Raw genomic sequence first — 15,984 nt, 5'->3', positions numbered from 1 at the left:
GACGTGACTACCGCTCGGCCTCGTCGCCGTCGGCCGACTCCGCGTCGTCGCTGTCGCCGTCGGCGTCGCTGTTGACGTCGCTGTCGCCGTCGGCGTCGACGTCGCCCGACTCCGCGTCGTCGCCGCCGGCCTGCTCTGCGTCGTCGGCCGCGCTGTCACCGTCGTCGTTCGCTGGTTCCGCGTCGGCGTCCGAGTCCGCGTCGACGTCGCGGACGCGGCTGACGACGGTGGGCCACGCGACGATGAGCGCGACGGCGCCGAACGACAGCGGGACCACCGCGAGCAGCCGGTACGGCGGCGTGTCCGGGACGACGCCGAAGACGTACGGGAGGCCGACGCTGGCCACGAAGGCGGCGGTGACGAACAGCGCCGCGACGACGCCGAGTCCGACGGCGGTGTCGACGCGGGACACCGGCGCGGTTTCGGTGCCGCGGAGCCGCCAGACGGCGTAGCCGCCGAAGCCGCCGCCGGCCGCGACGCCGGCTTCGACGAGTTCGGTGCCGTGGCCGCCGGCGGCGGCGACCGCGGCCGCGACGACGCCGAGACAGCCCGCCAGGAAGAACGGCCGGTCGGGGTGCGGGACGAACCCGGAGCGGGCGACGCGGCCGAACAGCCACAGCGCGGCGGCGCCGGCGACGACGCCGGCGACGACGTCGAGCAGGTGGTGGACGCCGAGCAGGAGCCGCGTCAGGCCGACGACGCCGATGACGGCGCCGGCGGCGGTCCAGCGGCGCCGGCGGTCCCAGACGTCGAGGAACGTCGCGAGCCCGCCGTAACACATCGTCGCGGCGATGGCGTGCCCGGACGGGAAGCCGAAGCCGTCGCCGGTCGCGGCGTTCTCGAAGACGACCGCGAGCAGCGTCGGGAGCCACGTCGGCGCCGGCGCGGTCGACGCGCCCGGCGGCCGCGGCAGCGCGAACAGGCTCTTCAGACCGACCGTGACCGCGAGCGCGCCGATGGCGACCGCGATGAGCGTCGCGCCGACGCGGCGCGGGTTCGCGGCGACCCGGCGGTCACCGAGCCAGTACAGCAGCCCGAACGACAGGTAGATGAACCAGGCGTCGCCGAGCTGCGTGAGCGCCGCGGCGACGACGACCACCCAGCCGGGGAGGCCGGCGACCAATTCCGGAACGCCGAGGCCGTGCATCCGTCACCTCACCGCCGCCCCCGGACGGCGTCGAGCGCCTTCCCGGGGACGTCGAGCAGATTCAGGCCGAGGCCGACCAGCACGAACAGCACGTACAGCCCGAGCGTCGACAGGAACAGCACGACCATCGCGCCGATGGCGAACCAGCCGTCCTCGTAGACGAACGCGCCGAGCGTCAGCACGACGCCGTACAGCAACACGAGGTACGGCCCCCAGCCGCGGGCGTGGCCGCGACGCATCCGGCCGCGGACGTAGCGTTTCAGTTCGTCCTCCAGCGCCGGTTTCTCCACGGTCCGCCCGTCGAGGTCGTCCAGCTCCGCGCGGAGCTCCGCGACGCGCCGTTCGAGGTCCGCGATGTCGGGCGCCGGCTCGTCGCGGTCGTCCTCGGCGTCGGTCATTCGTTCCCCGGCACGCGCGTCTCCCCCTTTACCGTGCCGGTCTCCGCCGTCGCTGACCGCCGAAGCGTCGCCTCCGGCTCCCTGCGCCCCGATTCCGCCGGCTCCGTCGTCGTGGCCGGGCGACCGGTGCGGGGTCAAGACGACGTTGACGACGACGCCGACGAGCACGACGATCCCGGCGAGGTACAGCCACGTCACGAACAGCAGGACGCCGCCGATGACGCCGTACACGTCGGCTTTCGTCCCGCTCCCCGCGGCCTGGAACTCCAGGTACGCCTGGAACGCCGCCTGCAGCACGGTCCAGCCGACGCCGGCGAACAGGGCGCCCGGGAGCACCTCCCGCAGCCCGACCCGCGGCTCCGGGAAGAAGTAGTACATCGGCAGGAACGCCGCGGTCAACACGGCCGGCAGCACCAGGATGCTCGCGACTTCGAGGAGCACGCCGAGCTCGAGCGCCGCGACGACGCTGCCGATGCCGACCATCACGGCGACGCTCGCGACGACGGACACCGCGACGACCGCGGAGTCTTTGAGCTGGTCGACGAGCCCCGGCGACTCCACGACGCCGTAGATGTTCGCGAACGCCGTGTCGACGCCGCGGAACACCTTCAGCGCACCCCACACCGCCAGCGCCAGACTGAACGCGGTCGCGCCGCTCCGCCCCGCGCCGCCCCGGAGCGCGTTCACCAGCAGCTCCTGCCCCGCCGGCGTGAGCAGGTCGCCGCTGGCGGCCACCACGACCTGCGCCAGCTGCTCGCCGCCGACCGCCGTGGCGACGACGAGCGCCAGCACAGCCGCCGGCAACAGCGAGACGAATCCGTAGTACGCGACCGCGGCCGCCAGGAACGTCACGTCCTGCTCTGACGTCGTCGCCGCCACCGCGCGAACCCCCGCAGCGAACCGGCCCGCGCGGCCGTCGAGGCTGTCGAACACGACCCACTGTTCGGCGGACTGGCGCTTCAAAGCCCGGGCTTCCCGGACGCGCCCGGACTGGCTCCTGTCTGCTCGCTGACTGTCCCCGGACGGCTCCCGAATCGGCACCGGACGGCTCCGGTCACCGCCAGGTCGCCGCGGGACGTCCTCCGCATGTCGGTCAGGCGAGGTCGGCGGTCGCCTCGCGCATCTCCGCGACGGAGGCGGTCGTCTTCACGGCGGTGCCGGAGTAGTGCGCCCGGGAGGCGTCGTAGCCGGCGTCACGGAGCGCGTCGACGAACTCGTCCATGCCGCGCGCCGGACGGCCCCACAGCTCGCAGAGCCGGTGCTGGTCGTAGTGCGTCGGCGTGTCGAGTTCGTCGGCGACGGCGCCGAGCAGTTTCCGGGCGCGCTTCACCTCGCCCATGTCGTCGGTGAGTTCGTCGCGGGCGGCCGCCGCGAACTCGTGGTCGGCGACCGGGCCGAGCCACAGCGGCCCGGCGGTGACGAGCCGCGCGGAGCCGCAGTGCGGGCAGTCGCCGGGCGGGTCGGCGACGAGGCCGCGTTCGGCGTCGCGTTCGAGGCAGTCCTGGCAGTGGTAGACGTGGCCGAGCTCGTCGATGCAGTCGTCGGCGGCGGAGGCGGAGGCGTCCAGCTCGAGGTAAGTACGGGCGTAGTGCCGCGAGACGTGCGACAGCACCGGCCGCGCGGCCTTGTCGCGGCTCGCCGCGCGCCGCACCAGCGCCGAAATCAGGATTCGCAGCCCCATCTCGGCGTGGTAGTCGGTGTTCCGCGGCACGGCGGAGTAGCGCCTGACGCCGGCGTCGAAGTGCGCGCCGCACAGCGGCGCCGTGTCGGTCGCGGTGGCACACAGCAGGTTCCGGGTGCCGGCGACGGCGGCGTCCGCGAACGGCATCGGCGACCCGTACGGGTCGAGGTCGACGACGTCGAAGAAGTCCTCGTGCAGCAGCGCGTTCACGTCGCGCTGGACGGCGCCGCAGCCCTGGTAGTCCGCGAGGTTCCGGTCGGCGAGCGCCACCGCGTCCGCGTCGACGTCGGCGCAGGTGACGTCCCACCCCTCCGCGGCGGCGCGGGTGCCGCGGACCCCGGAGGCCGCCATCGCGTCGAGGTACGTCTCTGCGCGGGGCTCCCGGTCGCCGTACGCGCGGAGCGCGGCGACGGTGACGTCCCGGTTCAGCTCCATCTCCGGGTTGTAGAACACGTCCTCGCCGCTCCCTTCGCTGGCGCCGTCGCGCGCCTCCGCCACCTCGACGGTGACGCCGCCCTCCGTGATGTTCATGGTGGCTAGCTGCGGCGCTCGGCCGGATAAGCGACGCGGACTCCTCGACGCCCCGGTTCTTCGTCGAGTCGGCGCTGCCGCTCGTTCGACGGCGTCGCCGTCGGCGAACACTCCTTTGTCGCCGTCGGGCGTAGCCCGGACCGATGCCGCCGGAGTGCACCCGGTGTGGCCGGGCCATGGACGCGAAGACGGGCGGAATCGCGGCGCTGCTCGGGCTGGCGTCGTACGACGGATACGAGTGCGAGAACTGCGGGACGCTCGTCTGTCAGGACTGCTACCGGAAGCGGGTCGTCGAACTCGCCGGCGCCGGACACGACCGGTGCCCGGCGTGTGACGGGCTGCTGTCGCCGCGGTGACGGCGACGAGCGCGAGTGGGCGGGGCGTCGACAGGCGGGAGTTCGGCGTCGACGTCGCCGGTCAGGAGTCGGCGCCGAGTTTCTGCCTGAGCAGCGACGGGACGTCGTCGAGCGCGTCGTCGAGCGCGTCGACGTTCGGGCCGCCGCCCTGCGCGAAGTCCGGCGGGCCGCCGCCGCCGCCGCCGACTCGGCCCGCGAGTTCGCCGACGAGGTCGCCGGCGTTCACGGCGACGTCGTCCGGGACGCCGACGACGAACGTCGCCGCGTCGCCGGCGCCGGAGCCGAGCACGGCGACCTTGCCGTCGTCGACCAGCGCGTTCGCGGTGGCGCGGAGCTCGTCGGTGTCGGCGTCCATCCGCTGGACGACCGCCGTGGCGCCGTCGACGTCGACCTCCTCGCCGCCGGACTCGGCGCGCAGCTCGGCGAGCTCCTCTTTCAGCCGGTCGATGGTCTTCCCGCGCTCCTTCCACTCCGTGAAGAACCGCTCTGCGGTCTCCGGGACGTCCTGCGGGTCGACGTCGAGCACGTCGGCGGCGTCGTACAGCGCGTCCTCGGTGCGGTGGGTGGCGTCGAGCGCCGCCTCGCCGGCGGCGAACACGACGCGCTCGACGCCGTCTTGCACCGGCTCGGTTTTCAGGACTTTGACGGTGCCGATGTCGCCGGTGTGAGCGACGTGGGTGCCGCCGCACGCCTGCACGTCGCTGCCGACCTTGATGACGCGAATCTCCTCGCCCGGCGGGATGCCGCCCTGATACAGGTCGAAGCCGTACTCGGACTCGGCGGCGTGGCGGTCCGGCCACTCCTGTTTCACCGGGAGGTTCTGCCGAATCAGGTCGTTCGCGACGCGCTCGATCTCCTTCACCTCCTCGCGGCTGATGCGGTCGTAGTGGGTCAGGTCGAGCCGCGAGGACTCGATGCCTTTCTGCGCGCCGGCCTGCCGGACGTGTTCGCCGAGCACCTGCCGGGCGGCGTGCCCGATGACGTGCGTCGCGGTGTGGTGCCGCATCAGGCGGCCGCGGCGCTCCGCGTCGACGTGGCCGCGGACGAACTCGCCCTTCCCGGGGTCCTCGTCGGTGCGGTGGAGGATGACGCCGTCGCGGATCTGGACGTCCTCGACCTCGACGGTCGCGTCGTCGGTGGACAGCGTCCCGCGGTCGGCGGGCTGCCCGCCGCCCTCCGGGTAGAACATGGTCTGGTCGAGCACGACGTCGAAGCCGCCGTCGCGTTCGAACACGTCGAGCACGACCGCCTCGAAGTCGGTGCGCTCCTGGTCGTCGTAGTACAGCCGCTCCGTCTTCGGGAGGTCGGCGAGCCGCTCGTCGCCCTCATCGTCGCCGTCGAACGCCTCGGCGGAGTCGTGGCGCGCCGCGACCAGCCCGTAGAAGTCGTCGGGGACCTGGACGGAGGCGCCGCGCTCCTCCGCGATTTCGCGGACCATGTCGGGCTGGATGCCGTGGCTGTCGTACAGCTCGATGAGCTCTTCGACCGGAATCGGGTCGCCGGTGCCGGCGTACTCGTCGGCGAGCGCCTCCACCTTCCGGCCGCCGCGTTCGAGCGTCTCGCGGTACTTCTCGACCTCGGTGCGGACGATGTCGCGGATGGTGTCGCGGTTCTCGTAGCCGAGCCGCTCGGCCTGCATGTCCACCAGTTCGTCGAGCGGGGCGTCGACGCCGACGTTGTCGACGAGCCGCTTCGTCCGGCGGAGCACCATCCGGGCGAGGTAGCCGGTGCCGACGTTCGACGGGACGATTTCGTCGCCGAACATGTACGCGAGCGTCCGGCAGTGGTCGGCGATGGCGTAGATGTCTTCGAGCGGCCGGAGCAGCTCGGTGAGCCGCTCCGTCTCGACGTCGAGCTTGTCGGCGATGTTGTCGCGGGCGGCGTCGACGTCCTCCACCTCGTCGATGTCGAGGTGGCCGGAGAGCTTCGAGGCGCGGTGGACCAGCGTCTCCTCCTCGTCGGTGAGGTCGACGCCGGCGTTCTCCTTCAGGAACTCGATGGCGTCCGGGTAGACGGACTCGTAGACGGTCGGCGTCCCCTGGCTCATCCACGTCCATCGCTCCAGCCCGTAGCCGGTGTCGACGATGTACGTGTCCATCTTCGAGTACGTGTTGCCGTCCTTCAGTTCGTAGTCGCCGTCGGGGTCCTGCTCCATCGACATGAAGACGAGCGTCGCCAGCTCGGCGCCCTTGTAGATGACTTCGATGGCGGGGCCGGCGTTGCCGCCGCCGACCCACGGGTCCTCGATGTACGTAATCTCGTCGAGGTCGGCGCCCATCTCCTCGAACAGGCCGTCGCAGTACCGGACGGTTTCGTCCTTCCAGTACACTTCGCCGGAGTAGGCGTACTCGTCGCCGACCTCCTCGCGGGCGTTGAACGCGTGGTGCGCCATCATCTCGAACGCCATGGTGTGCCGGCCGGTCTTCCCGACGTTGTCGATGTCCTGCATCCGGATGCACGGCTGGCTGACGCACAGCGGGTTCGCCGGCGGCGGCGTCTCGCCGGACGTGACGAGCGGCTGGAAGTCGTAGATAGAGGCCTGCGTCAACAGCACGTCGTCGCGCCACCGGTTCGCGGCGACCGGGTACGGCTCGATGCGTTCGTGGCCGTGCGCTTCGAAGTACGACAGGAACGCTTCGCGCATCTCCTCCAGCGTGTACTGCTCGTCGAAGCCGGGGTCGTCGATGAAGGAGTAGTCCTCACACGGCGGCTCCCCGCACAGCTCCCGCTCGGAGTCGCGGCTCCAGAAGTGGTCCCCGCAGGAGGCGCACTCCGTCCGCGTGAACCCTTCTTCCTCGAAGTAGTCGAGACGATACTCCGCGGTGAGGTCGCTCATTACGGACAAATTCTCCCGTCACCGTGCAAAAGGGTTCCGGGGACGGCGCGGACCACTTCGCCGACCGACATTCTTATGGCTCCGTTCGGCAACGTACGACAGAACCGGGGGTACTCCCCATGAACAGCCCACTCACGATTCTCGTCGCGGGCGCGGACACCGGCGTCGCGCGGGCGCTCGCGGCCCGCGACGTCACCGCGGAGCTCGTCGACCCGGGCGACGTCGCCGACGCGGTCAGGTCGCTGCGCCCCGACGCGGCCGTCCTCGCCGGGGACGTCGACCTCGACGCCGACGCGGTCGACGCGCTCGACGCGGCCGGCGCGCCCGTCGTCGCGTTCGGCGCGGAGCCGCCGGCCGCGACGTACGTCGACGGCTTCGCGCTCGACAGCGACGACCCGGTCGACGCCCTGCTCCGGGAGGTCAGGCAGGCGCTCGACGGCGAGACGCGGCTCCAGCTGCAGCGAACCCGGCGCCGCGTCACCCGGCTCCACGACAGCGCCGCTAGCATCGCGGCGTGCCGCAGCATCGAGGAGCTGTTCGACCGCACCGCCGACGCCGCCGACCGCGTGCTCGCGTTCGACCAGTGCTGGGTCGGCGTCCGCGACGGCGACAGCTTCCTGACGAAGGCCCGCGTCGGCGACTCCGACTGGCCGAAGGGCGACCGCGTCGACCTCGACGAGGGCGTCGCCGGCGAGACGTACCGCACCGGGAAGTCACGGCTCGTCGCCGACACCGCCGACAGCGACGTCGTCGCCGACCCGTACGGCGAAATCCGGTCGCTGGTGTCGGTCCCGGTCGGCGACAGCGGCGTCCTGCAGGCCGCGTCGGCGACGCCGAACGCCTTCACGGCCCGCGACCTCGAACTCGCCGAACTGCTCGCGACGCACGTCGGGCAGGCGTACGGCCGGCTGCGCGCGGAGGCCGACCTCCGGAGCCGGCAGCGCACCGTGACGGAGCTGCACGAGGCGGCGCCGGAGCTCATCGACGCGGAGTCCCGCGACGACCTGTTCGGGCTGACCGTCGACATCGCCGAGCGCGTGCTCGCGTTCGACCGGTCGTACCTGCTCGTCGCCGAGGACGACCGGTTCGCGATGGCGGCGACGTCCGACCCGGACGCGCCCGAGTCGGTGCCGCTGGACTTCGGCGTGGTCGCCCGGACCCACGAGACCGGCCGGTCGTTCGTCGTCGAGGACGTCTACGACCACCCGGTCGCCGAGTCCAGCGACGCGGACGCCGGCCACTCCCGGTCGCTGCTCAGCGTCCCGGTCGGCGACGACGCCGTCTTCCAGGCCGTCAAGGACAGCGCAGGCTCGTTCGACGACCGCGACCTCGAACTCGCTGAGCTACTCGTCTCGTACGTGACGGCGACGCTCGAACGCATCCGGTCGGAGGCGGCGCTGCGGGAGTCCCGCCGCGTCATCGAACGGCTGCACGCCGCGAGCGCGACGGTCGCCGCCGCCGAAACCGAGCAGGAGTTGCTCGACCGCACCATCGACGTCGTCGAGGACGTCCTGTCGCTGGAGAAGTCGACGCTGCTGCTCCGCGACGGCGACGTGCTCGTCCCGGTCGCGGAGTCGGCGGGCAGCCCCGAGAACGCCGCGCGGCCGATGCACGTCTCCGAGGGGCTCAGCGGGAAGACGCTGCGGACCGGCGAGTCGTCGCTCGTCGACCGCGTGGACGAACACGAGGACGCCGACCCGGCGCGGCCCGAGTACCGGTCGGGAATCAGCGTCCCGGTCGGCGACCTCGGCGTGTTCCAGGCGGTGTCGACGGAGTACGACGCGTTCGACGAGGACGACCTGAACCGGGCGGAGCTTCTGATGACGCACGTCGCGGTGTCGCTCGAACGGGTGCGGGCGGAGGAGGACCTGCGCGCCGAACGCGACCGGCTGTCGGCGCTGTTCGAGAACATCCCGGACGCCGCCGTCTCCTTCGAGATGGTGGACGGCAAGCCGATCGCGCGCTCGGTCAACAGCGCCTTCGAAGAGACGTTCGGCTACGACGCCGACGACGTCGTCGGCGCGAACGTCGACGACTTCCTCGTCCCGGAGGACGCCGCAGAGCAGGCCGACGAACTGAACGAACGGCTCCGCCGCGGCGACAACGTCCGCCGGGAGTGCCGGCGCCGCACCGCCGACGGCGTCCGCGACTTCCTGATGTACGTCGTGCCGCTGACGCTCGGCGAACAGAACGTCCGCGGCTACGCCATCTACTCCGACATCACCGAGCGGAAGGAGCGCGAACGCGCGCTCGAACGGCAGAACGAGCGGCTCGACGAGTTCGCGTCCGTCGTCAGCCACGACCTCCGCAACCCCATCTCCATCGCGGAGGGCTACCTCGAACTGGCGCGCGAAACCGGGGACGAGGCGCACCTCGACACGGTCGCGGACGCCATCGAGCGGATGCGGAACCTCATCGAGGACCTGCTCGCGCTCGCCCGCGAGGGCCGCGTCGTCGGCGACCCGGAGCCCGTCGACCTGAGCGGCGTCGCCCGGGAGGCGTGGGCGCACGTCGACACCGCCGACGCGACGCTGCACGTCGACGTCGACGCCGAGGTGCCGGCCGACGAGGACCGGCTGCACGAACTGTTCGAGAACCTGTTCCGGAACGCCGTCGAGCACGCCGGCAGCGACGCCGAAATCCGGGTGGAGTCGCTCGCGGACGCCGACGGCTTCGCGGTCTGCGACGACGGCCCCGGCGTCCCCGCCGACCAGCGCGACCGCGTCTTCGAAGCCGGCGTCACCACCAGCGAGGAGGGGACCGGCTTCGGGCTCCCCATCGTCCGCCGCATCGCCGAGGCGCACGGCTGGACCGTCGAACTCGGCGACAGCGACGACGGCGGCGCCTGCTTCCGATTCACCTTCGACTGAGCGGCGCGGTTCACCGTCGGGTGACGGCTTCGCCGCTCGTTCGGCGCGGCCTCAGGCGTCGGCGACGACGTCGCCGATGCGGTCGAGCGCCTCGTCGACGTCGTCGCGGTCGACGTCGAGGTGGGTGCAGAGCCGGCAGGTGTAGTCGCCGAACGCGGAGAAGGAGACGCCGCGCTCCTTGCACGCCGCCGAGAGCTCCTCGCCGGTGAGCCCGGCGTCCTCGCTGTTCACCATCACGATGTTGGTGTCCGGGTCGGACGCGGAGAGGCCGTCGACGTCGTTCAGGCCGTCGGCGAGCCGCTCGGCGTTGGCGTGGTCGTCGGCGAGCCGGTCGACGTTCTCCAGCGCTTCGAGCCCCGGCGCGGCGACGATGCCGGCCTGCCGCATCGCGCCGCCGAACAGCTTCCGGACGCGGCGCGCCCGGTCGACGTACTCCTCGGTGCCGCAGAGGACGGAGCCGACGGGGGCGCCGAGCCCCTTCGACAGGCAGAACATGACGGAGTCGACGTGTTCGGTCATCGCCGCCGGCTCGACGTCGAGGGCGACGCAGGCGTTCAGGAACCGGGCGCCGTCGAGGTGGACCGGGACGCCGAGGTCGCGTGCGGCCCGCGCGGCCTCGTCGACGTGGGCTTTCGGGACGGCGACGCCGCCGCGGGAGTTGTGCGTGTTTTCGAGACACAGCAGCCCCGTACCGGGGCGGTGGAGGTCCTCCTCGACGAAGCCGTCGCGGACCTGCTCGGCCGTCGGGACGCAGCGCTCGCCGGCGTCCAGAATCCGCGGCTGCACCTGCGAGAGCTGCGGGATGCCGCCGAGCTCCCACTTGTAGACGTGCGCCTGCTCGTCGCACAGCAGCTCCTCGCCGCGGTCGGTGTGCGTCCGAATCGCGATCTGGTTCCCCATCGTCCCGGACGGCACGAACAGCGCCGCCTCCATCCCGACGAGGTCGGCGGCGCGCCGCTCCAGTTCGTTGACGGACGGGTCGTCGCGGTAGACGTCGTCGCCGACGTCGGCGTCGCGGGCCGCGTCGCGCATCGCCGCCGACGGCTTCGTCACGGTGTCGGACCGGAAGTCGATCATACGAACCGATGCGGCGGCGCCGCGGAAATATCGCGCGGTCCCCCTGCGTCGTTGCTGATTCGTCGCCCGCGCGGGGCCGGAGTCGCAGTCGGACACGGCGCGGCGGCCCGGAGCCACGGCCGGGGTCGGAGCGACGGCCGGAGCCGCGGAATACAAGCCGAGTCGCCGCGAACGTCGACGTAGTGCCGTACGCTACGCACGACGGAGTCGACGTCTACTACGAGTCGGACGGGAGCGGGGAGCCCGTGGTGTTCCTCGGCGAAATCGGGCTGGGGCCGTGGCAGTGGGGGTGGCAGCACGCCCGGGTCGCCGGCCCGTACGAGGCGGTGGTGCCGGCGACTCGCGGCACCGACGAGTCGGGCGCGCCGCCGGCGCCGTGGACGATGGCGGACCTCGTCGGCGACGTTGACGCGGTGCTGGCGGACGCCGGCGTCGACTCGGCGCACTTCGTCGGCGTCGGCTTCGGCGCGGCGCTCGCGATGCGCATCGCGCTCTCGGAGGGCCGCGCCGAGACGCTGACGCTCGTCGGAGCCGCGGCGTCCGGCCGGGGTATCGACGCGGACGCGCTGTGGGCGGACCCGTCAGACCCGGAGGCGCTCCACCGGTCGCTGGAGGCGGCGCTGTCAGCCGACTTCTTCGACCGGCAGCCGGACGACGTCGCCCGGATGGTGGAGTGGCGCGGCGCCGAGGACGCCGACCGCGACGCCTGGACGGCCGCCAAGGGCGCGCTCGACGACTTCGACGTCTCCGACCGGCTGTACGAGCTGACGACGCCGACGCTGGTGCTGCACGGCACCGAGGACGCCGTCTGCCCGCCGACGAAAGGGGAGGAGCTGGCGGCGGGGCTGCCGCGCGGCGAGCACGTCCCGGTCGACGGCGCCGGCCACCTCGCGAACGTCGAGCACAGCCGCGTCGTGAACGACCACCTGCTGGCGTTTCTCGACGAACACACCGACGAGTGAGCGGTGCCGGCCGGCGACGTGAGGCCGGCGTTCGCGCGGCGTTCGAGACGGCGGCAGGCGATGCGGGGCGACGCAAGCCCTATGGTGCCGAGCCGCCCATCCTCGGTAATGACACGGCTTCGGCTCGCGCTGCTGAACGCAGCGGAGGACGACGAGAACACGGCGCGGAACTTCCGGCGCGAACTCGACGCCGACCTCGCGGAGTTCGACGTGAACGCGGGCGACCTCCCGGACCACTTCGGGTTCGACGGCGTCGTCATCACCGGGTCGCGGTCGTCGGTGTACTGGGACGACGAGTGGATTCCGCCGCTCGTCGACTGGGTCGGCGACGCCGCCGACCGCGGACTCCCGGTGCTCGGCGTCTGCTACGGCCACCAGGTCGTCGCGGAGGCGCTCGGCGGCCGCGTCGCCGGCATGGACGACTTCGAAATCGGCTACAACGAAATCGAGCAGGTGGACGACGACGAACTGTTCGACGGCATCGACGACCGGTTCACCGTGTTCACGACCCACGGCGACGCCGTCGTCGACCTGCCGCCCGGCGCGGAGCTGCTCGCCCGCAACGAGTTCGGCGTCCACGCGTTCCGAAAGGGCCGCTGCTGGGGCGTCCAGTTCCATCCCGAGTACGACGTGGAGACGGCTCGCGACGTCGCCGACGGGAAACGCGACCGCATCGGCGACGAGAAAGTCGACGCCGTCCTCGCCGACATCGACCCGGAGCGCTACGACGCCGCCTGCGAGGCAAAACAGCTGTTCGACAACTTCACGTCGTTCTGCCGCCGCGTCCGCGACGAGGCCGACGCCGCTGGCGCCGAAGCCTGACCGCTGCGGCGACGACGTTTCTGACGCGGAATCTGACCGCACAGGCGACGACGGCGGGGATTCGCGCTTCTCCGCGGACTGCTCCGACCGCGGAGTACCGACAAGTATTGCGAACGCCTTTTCACGGGCCGCTTCGGAGTCGGCGCCATGCTCGACTACGTGGGTCTCGAGGAGGACCTGTCCGCCGAGGAGAAACTGATTCGGGACACGGCGCGGGAGTTCGTCGACGAGGAGGTGCGGCCGGACATCGCAGAGCACTACGAGAACGGGACGTTCCCGACCGAGCTCATCCCGGAGATGGGCGAACTCGGCTTCTACGCGCCGAACCTGGAGGGGTACGGGTCGCCGAACGTCTCCGAGCGCGCGTACGGCGTGCTGATGCAGGAACTGGAGGCGTGCGACTCGGGGCTGCGGTCGATGGCGTCGGTGCAGGGCGCGCTGGTGATGTACCCGATTCACGCCTTCGGCTCGGCGGCCCAGAAGGAGGAGTGGCTGCCGGCGCTCGGCGAGGGCGAGGCGGTCGGCTGCTTCGGGCTGACCGAGCCGGAGCACGGCTCGAACCCCGCCGGCATGGAGACGCGCGCGGAGAAGGACGCCGACGGCTACGTGCTGAACGGCGCGAAGACGTGGATCACGAACGCGCCGATTGCGGACGTCGCCGTGGTGTGGGCGCGGGACGTCACGGACGTCGACGGCGACTCGGACGCGGACGCCCCGATTCGCGGCTTCCTCGTCGAGACGGACCGCGACGGCGTGACGACGAACGAGATCGACGGGAAGCTGTCGATGCGGGCGTCCGTCACCGGCGAAATCGGGCTGAACGACGCCCGGATTCCGGCGGAGAACGTCCTGCCGGACGTCGAGGGGATGAAGGGGCCGCTGTCGTGTCTGACGCAGGCGCGCTACGGCATCGCGTGGGGCGCGGTCGGCGCGGCCCGCGACTGCTTCGAGACGGCGCGGGACTACCAGCGCGACCGCGACCAGTTCGGCGGCCCGATCGCGCGGTTCCAGTTACAGCAGGACAAGTTCGCCGAGATGGCGACCCAGATCACGACGGCGCAGCTGCTCGCCTACCGGCTCGCCGACCTGAAAGCGCAGGGGCGGCTGCGGCCCCAGCAGGTGTCGATGGCGAAACGCAACAACGTCCGGATGGCGCGCGACCAGGCGCGCGTCGCCCGCGAGATGCTCGGCGGCAACGGCATCACCGGGGACTACTCGCCGATGCGGCACCTCAGCAACATGGAGACCGTCTACACCTACGAGGGCACCCACGACATCCACACGCTGATTCTCGGCGAGGACCTCACCGGAATCGCCGCCTACCAGTAACAGGCGACGAAGCCGACTTGAACGAACGGCGTGGCCGCGCGTCAACTGCCGGCAGTCGGTGTTTCAAGCGCCGGCCGCGCCTCCTGTTTCGGTTCCACAGGAGGAGTGGTACACGTCGACTTCTCCGGACGTATTGATCATCACAGTCACCGTCACGCAGTCGTCTCGAGTCTCGGTCAGGTCCGTTTCGCTCCACTTCCAATCGTCCACCTTCGTGCGCAGCCGATACGAGCCCGCCCCCCGAACGACGTTCTCCCAGACTGTCGAAGGGGCCTTCTTGGCTCCCTCGTCAGTTGTTGGCGCAGCATCGAACGAGACGGATTCATCGAACACTCTCTCCGCTCCGTCGAGTACGACGAGAGTGATCGTGTGTGCTGTGTCGTCCCAGTTCGATGCTGTTGAGCGTAGAAACACGAACCTCGGGCTCTCTACTTACTGCGCATCCTGAAAACGGGACTATGCTCCCCACCGCCGCCAAATACCCGCGACGAATCACGGCTCAATTATATATAGAGATGTAGTAATTTTGTTCTTGGGATATCGGTATCGCCACGGCGTTAACTGGTGCTCCCGGCCAAATGGGACCGGCTCAATACGAGAGTAGATTCGCCGCCCGGCTCGGTGCCCGCCGCACCGGCGACGGAACTGCCCGCTCGTCCACTGTTTGGGAACCATGCACACACCTAAGTAGGTCGCTCCTGTTTCGACCACCGAAGCGATGCCAGCACCAGTCCGTGACCGCCCGACCGTGCTCTCGTTCACCCGCGAGGAGGCGTGGGTCGCGCACGTCGCGCTCCTCGCCCAGCTCCGCGCGGCAGTCGACGCCGACGACTCGAAGCCGGACTATCCGGAGGTCGACGCGCTCGAAGCCGTGGAAGCCGACAGCGACCGGTTCGAGCCGCAGCACGTCCGCGTCATCCGGGACGCGCTGGTGTCGTATCTCGGCGACGCGCCGGTCCGCGACCGGGCGCCCGGCCGCGACGCGCTGCAGGCCGTGAACGCCGCGCTGCACTGACGGCGCCGCGATTCGGGTTCTCCGCCGTCACGCTCATTCGCCGGCTTCGTCGAGCCAGTAGTCGGCGGCGTCGCCGCGGCGGAAGTAGGCGTCGACGTCGCGGTCGCCGTCGCCGCCGGGCGGCGCGCCCGCCATCACGCCGACCTTCTCCGAATCCGGGTACACCAGGACGTCCGGGTCGCGCATCGTCGAGACCGACAGGTAGCGCAGCGGCCGGTCGCCGTCGTTGACGACGCGGTGCGCGCCGGACTCGTCGGCGGGCAGCGCCACGTAGTCGCCGGCGCGGATATCGTGCTGGTCGCCGTCGAGCCGGAGCAGGCCGTCGCCGTCGAGGACGTACAGCGCCTCCTCGTTCGCGGTGTGGTAGTGGTACGGCCACGCTCGCTTCCCCTGCGGGAGTTCGTAGAGGCTGCAGCCGATGTCGTCGCCGTCGGCAGCCGCGCCGAGTCGCTTCCGGCGGAACGCGACGTCCTCGCCGCGGGTCGTCTCGGTCCACTCCACGTCCTCTTCGTTCACCACGGGCATGTCCGCGGCGTCTCGCCGCGCCGACATAGTAGCAGCGCCCGTCCCGCGCGCCGATGCCGACGTTTTTGTACGCGACGCCGTATCCCTCTAGCAATGGGTATCGACCCGAACTTCGACGAGAACCGGGAGAAGGTCGGCGAGGAGAACGGCGTCGACGTGTGGGGCGAGGTCGACCCGCCGGAGAAACTCGGCATCCACGGGAGCCACGTCGCCGTCGACTACGACATCTGCATCGCCGACGGCGCCTGCCTGGAGAACTGCCCGGTGGACGTCTTCGACTGGGTGGACACGCCCGGCCACCCGGAGTCCGAGAAGAAAGTCGAGCCGACCCGCGAAGACCAGTGTATCGACTGCATGCTCTGCGTCGACATCTGCCCGGTGGACGCCATCGACGTCGACGCGTCACGGTCGTAACGACGCGGTCCAGGTCGGCTC

Annotated in this window: 14 protein-coding genes; 7 read left to right on the top strand and 7 right to left on the bottom strand. The window is 71.2% G+C overall.

Annotated features, from left to right (window positions below):
• Positions 1-7 precede the first annotated feature (7 nt).
• The 3 genes from ACQUS7_RS09390 to ACQUS7_RS09380 form a co-directional block, all read right to left on the bottom strand.
• Positions 8-1,147 carry a phosphatase PAP2 family protein gene (locus ACQUS7_RS09390; protein WP_435146584.1) on the bottom strand — a complete coding sequence of 380 codons (1,140 nt, stop codon included), beginning with the start codon at positions 1,145-1,147 and terminating at the stop codon, positions 8-10.
• Between the two features lie 8 nt (positions 1,148-1,155).
• On the bottom strand, positions 1,156-2,478 hold the full coding sequence (locus ACQUS7_RS09385; RefSeq protein WP_435146582.1) for a YihY/virulence factor BrkB family protein: 1,323 nt from the start codon (positions 2,476-2,478) through the stop codon (positions 1,156-1,158).
• Between the two features lie 160 nt (positions 2,479-2,638).
• Positions 2,639-3,757, bottom strand: a complete 1,119-nt coding sequence (locus tag ACQUS7_RS09380; RefSeq protein WP_435126548.1) for a tRNA (guanine(26)-N(2))-dimethyltransferase — start codon at positions 3,755-3,757, stop codon at positions 2,639-2,641.
• Between the two features lie 176 nt (positions 3,758-3,933).
• On the opposite strand from ACQUS7_RS09380, the gene ACQUS7_RS09375 reads away from it, so the two are divergent.
• A complete protein-coding gene (locus ACQUS7_RS09375; protein WP_435126551.1) occupies positions 3,934-4,113 on the top strand; it encodes a hypothetical protein in 180 nt (59 codons plus the stop codon).
• Positions 4,114-4,174: 61 nt separating this feature from the next.
• Here ACQUS7_RS09375 and alaS read toward each other — a convergent pair whose 3' ends face one another.
• Positions 4,175-6,949: an alanine--tRNA ligase gene (gene alaS, locus ACQUS7_RS09370; protein WP_435146579.1), complete on the bottom strand. Its 2,775-nt coding sequence runs from the start codon at positions 6,947-6,949 to the stop codon at positions 4,175-4,177.
• 119 nt (positions 6,950-7,068) lie between these two features.
• Here alaS and ACQUS7_RS09365 point away from each other — a divergent pair, with 119 nt between their 5' ends.
• Positions 7,069-9,819: a GAF domain-containing protein gene (locus ACQUS7_RS09365; protein ID WP_435146577.1), complete on the top strand. Its 2,751-nt coding sequence runs from the start codon at positions 7,069-7,071 to the stop codon at positions 9,817-9,819.
• A 51-nt stretch (positions 9,820-9,870) separates the two neighbouring features.
• Here ACQUS7_RS09365 and ltaE read toward each other — a convergent pair whose 3' ends face one another.
• Positions 9,871-10,896, bottom strand: a complete 1,026-nt coding sequence (ltaE, locus tag ACQUS7_RS09360) for a low-specificity L-threonine aldolase (protein WP_435146575.1) — start codon at positions 10,894-10,896, stop codon at positions 9,871-9,873.
• 182 nt (positions 10,897-11,078) lie between these two features.
• Between ltaE and ACQUS7_RS09355 the strand changes: the two genes are divergently transcribed.
• From ACQUS7_RS09355 to ACQUS7_RS09345, 3 genes are all read left to right on the top strand, one after another.
• Positions 11,079-11,858: an alpha/beta fold hydrolase gene (locus tag ACQUS7_RS09355; RefSeq protein ID WP_435126562.1), complete on the top strand. Its 780-nt coding sequence runs from the start codon at positions 11,079-11,081 to the stop codon at positions 11,856-11,858.
• 108 nt (positions 11,859-11,966) lie between these two features.
• Positions 11,967-12,680, top strand: a complete 714-nt coding sequence (locus tag ACQUS7_RS09350; protein WP_435126565.1) for a type 1 glutamine amidotransferase — start codon at positions 11,967-11,969, stop codon at positions 12,678-12,680.
• Positions 12,681-12,827: 147 nt separating this feature from the next.
• Entirely contained in the window at positions 12,828-14,009 is a 1,182-nt protein-coding gene (locus ACQUS7_RS09345) for an acyl-CoA dehydrogenase family protein (protein ID WP_435146572.1), read from the top strand.
• A 63-nt stretch (positions 14,010-14,072) separates the two neighbouring features.
• On the opposite strand, the gene ACQUS7_RS09340 is transcribed toward ACQUS7_RS09345, so the two are convergent.
• Positions 14,073-14,423: a hypothetical protein gene (locus ACQUS7_RS09340; protein ID WP_435146570.1), complete on the bottom strand. Its 351-nt coding sequence runs from the start codon at positions 14,421-14,423 to the stop codon at positions 14,073-14,075.
• A 304-nt stretch (positions 14,424-14,727) separates the two neighbouring features.
• Between ACQUS7_RS09340 and ACQUS7_RS09335 the strand changes: the two genes are divergently transcribed.
• Positions 14,728-15,024 (top strand): hypothetical protein, encoded by a 297-nt coding sequence (locus ACQUS7_RS09335; protein WP_435146567.1) that lies wholly within the window; start codon positions 14,728-14,730, stop codon positions 15,022-15,024.
• 33 nt (positions 15,025-15,057) lie between these two features.
• Here ACQUS7_RS09335 and ACQUS7_RS09330 read toward each other — a convergent pair whose 3' ends face one another.
• Positions 15,058-15,549 (bottom strand): cupin domain-containing protein, encoded by a 492-nt coding sequence (locus ACQUS7_RS09330; protein ID WP_435146565.1) that lies wholly within the window; start codon positions 15,547-15,549, stop codon positions 15,058-15,060.
• A 93-nt stretch (positions 15,550-15,642) separates the two neighbouring features.
• Between ACQUS7_RS09330 and ACQUS7_RS09325 the strand changes: the two genes are divergently transcribed.
• Positions 15,643-15,963, top strand: a complete 321-nt coding sequence (locus tag ACQUS7_RS09325) for a 4Fe-4S dicluster domain-containing protein (protein WP_435126578.1) — start codon at positions 15,643-15,645, stop codon at positions 15,961-15,963.
• Positions 15,964-15,984 lie beyond the last annotated feature (21 nt).

The sequence above is a fragment of the Halobaculum sp. P14 genome (assembly GCF_051195155.1).
Lineage (GTDB): Archaea > Halobacteriota > Halobacteria > Halobacteriales > Haloferacaceae > JBNTKA01.
This window is presented reverse-complemented; position numbering and strand designations above follow the sequence as displayed.

Coding starts and splice junctions, on each gene's coding strand:
- ACQUS7_RS09325 (WP_435126578.1), top strand. CDS start 15,643: ATGGGTATCGACCCGAACTTCGACGAGAACCGGGAGAAGGTCGGCGAG.
- alaS (WP_435146579.1), bottom strand. CDS start 6,949: ATGAGCGACCTCACCGCGGAGTATCGTCTCGACTACTTCGAGGAAGAA.
- ACQUS7_RS09365 (WP_435146577.1), top strand. CDS start 7,069: ATGAACAGCCCACTCACGATTCTCGTCGCGGGCGCGGACACCGGCGTC.
- ACQUS7_RS09380 (WP_435126548.1), bottom strand. CDS start 3,757: ATGAACATCACGGAGGGCGGCGTCACCGTCGAGGTGGCGGAGGCGCGC.
- ACQUS7_RS09350 (WP_435126565.1), top strand. CDS start 11,967: ATGACACGGCTTCGGCTCGCGCTGCTGAACGCAGCGGAGGACGACGAG.
- ACQUS7_RS09345 (WP_435146572.1), top strand. CDS start 12,828: ATGCTCGACTACGTGGGTCTCGAGGAGGACCTGTCCGCCGAGGAGAAA.
- ACQUS7_RS09330 (WP_435146565.1), bottom strand. CDS start 15,549: ATGCCCGTGGTGAACGAAGAGGACGTGGAGTGGACCGAGACGACCCGC.
- ACQUS7_RS09335 (WP_435146567.1), top strand. CDS start 14,728: ATGCCAGCACCAGTCCGTGACCGCCCGACCGTGCTCTCGTTCACCCGC.
- ACQUS7_RS09390 (WP_435146584.1), bottom strand. CDS start 1,147: ATGCACGGCCTCGGCGTTCCGGAATTGGTCGCCGGCCTCCCCGGCTGG.
- ltaE (WP_435146575.1), bottom strand. CDS start 10,896: ATGATCGACTTCCGGTCCGACACCGTGACGAAGCCGTCGGCGGCGATG.
- ACQUS7_RS09375 (WP_435126551.1), top strand. CDS start 3,934: ATGGACGCGAAGACGGGCGGAATCGCGGCGCTGCTCGGGCTGGCGTCG.